Origin of the sequence: Actinomadura roseirufa (assembly GCF_900659635.1) — a bacterium.
GTDB classification, from domain to species: Bacteria; Actinomycetota; Actinomycetes; order Streptosporangiales; family Streptosporangiaceae; genus Spirillospora; species Spirillospora roseirufa.
Genome location: NZ_CAACVB010000466.1, coordinates 1 through 3,641 on the forward strand (window position 1 = coordinate 1; position 3,641 = coordinate 3,641).

A 3,641-nucleotide genomic window follows, 5' to 3' on the forward strand; every position below is an offset into this window, starting at 1 on the left:
CGCCCCGACGGCCAGCGCCACCGCGACCCCGGCCGCGGCGAGCCTGCGGCGGGCCGTCCACACCATCCCGCCGCGCCGCCCGCCGCCGCCGAGGGGATGACCGTCTGGTCCGAGGGGGCCGCCTCCCAGGGGAGCGGCGCCCATCGCGGTGGGGTGGCCGTCCGGCGCGGTGGTGCCCACGTTCGGGAAGGCGGTGTTCGGTGACGCGGCGTTCGGGAAACCGGTGCCCGGACCATCGGCCGCCCCCGCCGGGGCCGTTTCCGGGAACGGGGCCGCCGGACGCGGCGGCGGGCCCTGGGGGACGAAGTCCGGCCGCTCGGGCTCGTAGGGGCGCGGCTCCCATGCCTGCTGTGGCCGCTGCTGTGGCTGCTCGGCGCTCATGGTCTCACCCTGTCCTTCCGTCACCATGAGCCTGGGTCCCGGGCCTGCACGCCGCCTGGACCGAACCTGAAAGTGTCCTGAAGGGCTCGCCGGGCCCGGGTCAGTCGGCGTCCAGGGGCAGCAGGACGCGGAAGACCGCGCCCTCGCCCGGGGTGGAGTCGGCCTCCACCAGGCCGTCGTGCGCGGCGACCAGGGCGGCGACGATGGCCAGGCCGAGCCCGGTGCCGCCGTCCTCGCGGGACCGGGACGGGTCGGCGCGGTAGAACCGCTCGAAGACCCGTTCGGCCTGCTCGGGGGTCAGGCCGGGGCCCCGGTCGGCGACCTCCAGGACCGCCGCGCGGACGCCGCGCAGCGTGCCCGCCGACAGCCGCACCTCGATCGGAGTGGCGTCCGGGGTGTGCGCGATCGCGTTGGTCAGCAGGTTGCCGAGGACCTGCCGCAGCCGCGGCTCGTCCCCGCGCACCTGGTAGGCCAGGCCGCCCGCGACCGACAGCTCGATCTCCCGCGCGGGCGCCAGCACCCGGGCCTCCTGGACGGAGTCGGCGGCGACGGCGAGCAGGTCGACCGGCCGGCGCTCGATCGGCCGCTGCCGGTCCAGCCGCGCGAGGAGCAGCAGGTCCTCCACGAGCAGTCCCATCCGCGCCGCGGTCTCCTCGATGCGGCCGAGCAGCCGGCCGAGCTCCTCGGGGGTGCGGGCCGCGCCCTGCCGGTAGAACTCGGCGAAGCCGCGGATCGCGGTCAGCGGGGTGCGCAGCTCGTGGCTGGCGTCGGCGACGAACCGGCGCATCCGCTCCTCCGAGCGGCGCGCCGTCTCCTCCGAGCGCCGCGCCGCGGCCTCGGACTCGGCGCGGGCGCCGAACGCCGCCTCGATCTGCGCGAGCATCACGTTCAGGGAACGGCCGAGCCGCCCCATCTCGGTCCCCGGGTCGGCCTCGGGCACGCGCCGCGCCAGGTCGCCGGCCGCGATGGCGCCGGCGGTCGCCTCGACGGCGGCGAGCGGGCGCAGGCTGGCCCGCACGACCCACACGCCGAGGACGACCAGCACCGCGAGCACCAGCAGCCCGACGATCACGTCGATCGCGACGAGCCGGCCGACGGTGCGCTGGATCTCGTCCATGCTCAGCCCGAGGACGAGCACGCCGCCGCCCGGGATCGGCTCGGCCAGCACCCGCCACGACGACCGGGACCCGCCGGTACCGGACACGGTGAACGGCCGGTCGAGCCGGCGGGACACGTCCGCCGGCAGCTTCGGGTAGCCGACCTCGCCCCACGCCGGGTTCTGCCGGATCGGCCGGCCGGCGTCGTCGCGGATCTGCCCGTACATCTCGCTCGGGATGCGGACGTCGATCTGCGTGTGCCCGGCCCGCAGCTGCGGGATCACCTGCGCGGTGGCCCGGCCGACCGAGCCGCGCAGCTGGTCGTCGGCGCGTCCGACCAGGTACTCGCGCAGCACCGACGCCCCGGCCACACCCATGATCGTCATCCCGAGGGTGACCAGCACGAGCATCCCGGCGATCAGCTTGACCCGCAGCGGCGTGCGTCCCCACAGCGAGCCGGGCCGCCACGGCGGGCGGTGCGCGGGCGGGCCCGGCGGCGGAGGCGGCGGGTACCCGCCCCGCGGCGGATGCCCGCCGGGCGGCGGATGCCCTCCGGGCGGGGGGAAGTGCCCGCCGGGCGCCGGGGCCCGGGTGGCCATCAGCCCTGGGACGGGGGCTCGCGCAGCACGTACCCCACGCCGCGCAGCGTGTGGATGAGCCGCGGCTCGGTGTTGTCGACCTTGCGGCGCAGCGCGGACACGTACGACTCGACGATCCCCGCGTCGCCCCGGAAGTCGTAGTTCCACACGTGGTCGAGGATCTGCGCCTTCGACAGCACGCGGCCCGCGTTCGCCATGAAGTAGCGCAGCAGCTTGAACTCGGTGGGGGACAGCTGGACGGCCCGGCCGTCCCGCCACACCTCGTGGCTGTCCTCGTCCAGCTCGACGTCGGCGAACACCATCCGCGGCGGCGGCTCGGCGGCGCCGCCGCGGAACCGCCGCAGGACGGCCCGGATCCGCGCGATGACCTCCTCCAGGCTGAACGGCTTGGTGACGTAGTCGTCGCCGCCGATCGTCAGCCCCTTGACGCGGTCCTGCACGGCGTCGCGGGCGGTGAGGAACAGCACCGGCGTGTGGTCGCCCCCCGACCGCAGCCGCCGCGCGACGTCGAACCCGTCGATGTCGGGCAGCATCACGTCCAGGACGATCAGGTCGGGCCGGTGCCGCCGCGCCGTCTGCACCGCGTCGGCGCCGTTCGTCGCGGTGAGCACGTCGAAGCCGGTGAAACGCAGGCTGCCCGCCAGCAGTTCGAGGATGTTCGGCTCGTCCTCGACGACGAGCAGCGTGGCCTCGGCGGTCCTGCCGCCGTTCGCCGTCCGTTCAACCAATGACACGGTCCCCCTCCACCATCATCGCAGAGGTTCTCACCCGAACCTGAAAGCCCCCTGAACGCGAACCGGAAATCGCCTCGCCGTTCAAATCACGATGTTTCAGGACGTGTTCATCGTGGTCTCGGGCGTCACACGGGCGTGTGCTCCGCCCGACGAGGCGAAGCCGAAGGCGAGCCTCCTGGGCCGGGCTGTGAAAACAGCGTCGAGAGCCAGTTTCACAGCGTTCCTCAGCCGTCACGCGAGCGCGCTACCTGACCGGCGGGGCGACGCCGGAGGCGAGCCCCGCCGGGAAGATCGCGAAGCGATTCGCGCTCGCACGAGCACGGTCACGGGCGAGCCGGCAGGCGAGCCCGTGGGCCGGGATCGCAGTCAACGTCGCCGAGGAGCCTGATCGGGCGGGCGGTCCCACGCCGCGCGCCCCGGCGCCCGGCGGGCCCGGTGGTCTTCTTGCTCATCCGAAGATCGTATAAAAGGGGCGTCGCCGAACGTCTCGGACGGCGGGCCCGTGTCCGGTGTGCCCGCCCCCACGGGACGGGCACACCGGAACGCGTCAGCTCGGCTCGATGGGGCCGCGCGGCTGCGGCGCGATCGGGCCGGGGGCCTCGTCGGCCGCCGGGCGGGTGGCCTTGATGGGGGACGGGGCGTGCGACGGGACCGAGCCCGAGGGCGGCACCGGCGACGGGGACGGCGGCGGGGACGCCTGCGGCGGGACCGGCGGGGCCGTGCGCTCGGCCACGATCGGGTCGGCCGCGGGCTTCTTGACCGCGGGGGCGACCGGCGGCAGCGGGGTCGCCGGGGAACCGGCCGAGGCGGAGGCCGCCGGGGCGGGCTTG

Annotated in this window: 2 protein-coding genes and 2 pseudogenes; all 4 read right to left on the minus strand. The window is 75.6% G+C overall.

Going from position 1 to position 3,641, the window contains the following annotated elements:
• Nucleotides 1–381, minus strand: a pseudogene (locus tag E1291_RS40170) (hypothetical protein); the annotation flags it as partial.
• Between the two features lie 100 nt (nt 382–481).
• Nucleotides 482–2,077 carry a sensor histidine kinase gene (locus E1291_RS40175; protein ID WP_278045316.1) on the minus strand — a complete coding sequence of 532 codons (1,596 nt, stop codon included), beginning with the start codon at nt 2,075–2,077 and terminating at the stop codon, nt 482–484.
• A complete protein-coding gene (locus tag E1291_RS40180; protein WP_131743241.1) occupies nt 2,077–2,805 on the minus strand; it encodes a response regulator transcription factor in 729 nt (242 codons plus the stop codon). The genes E1291_RS40175 and E1291_RS40180 overlap by 1 nt, the downstream gene beginning before the upstream one ends.
• 553 nt (nt 2,806–3,358) lie before the next feature.
• A pseudogene (locus E1291_RS42925) lies at nt 3,359–3,641 on the minus strand (hypothetical protein); the annotation flags it as partial.

Bases quoted from the DNA above. Each gene is read 5' to 3' on its own strand.
- E1291_RS40175 (WP_278045316.1), bottom strand. From the start codon at position 2,077: ATGGCCACCCGGGCCCCGGCGCCCGGCGGGCACTTCCCCCCGCCCGGA.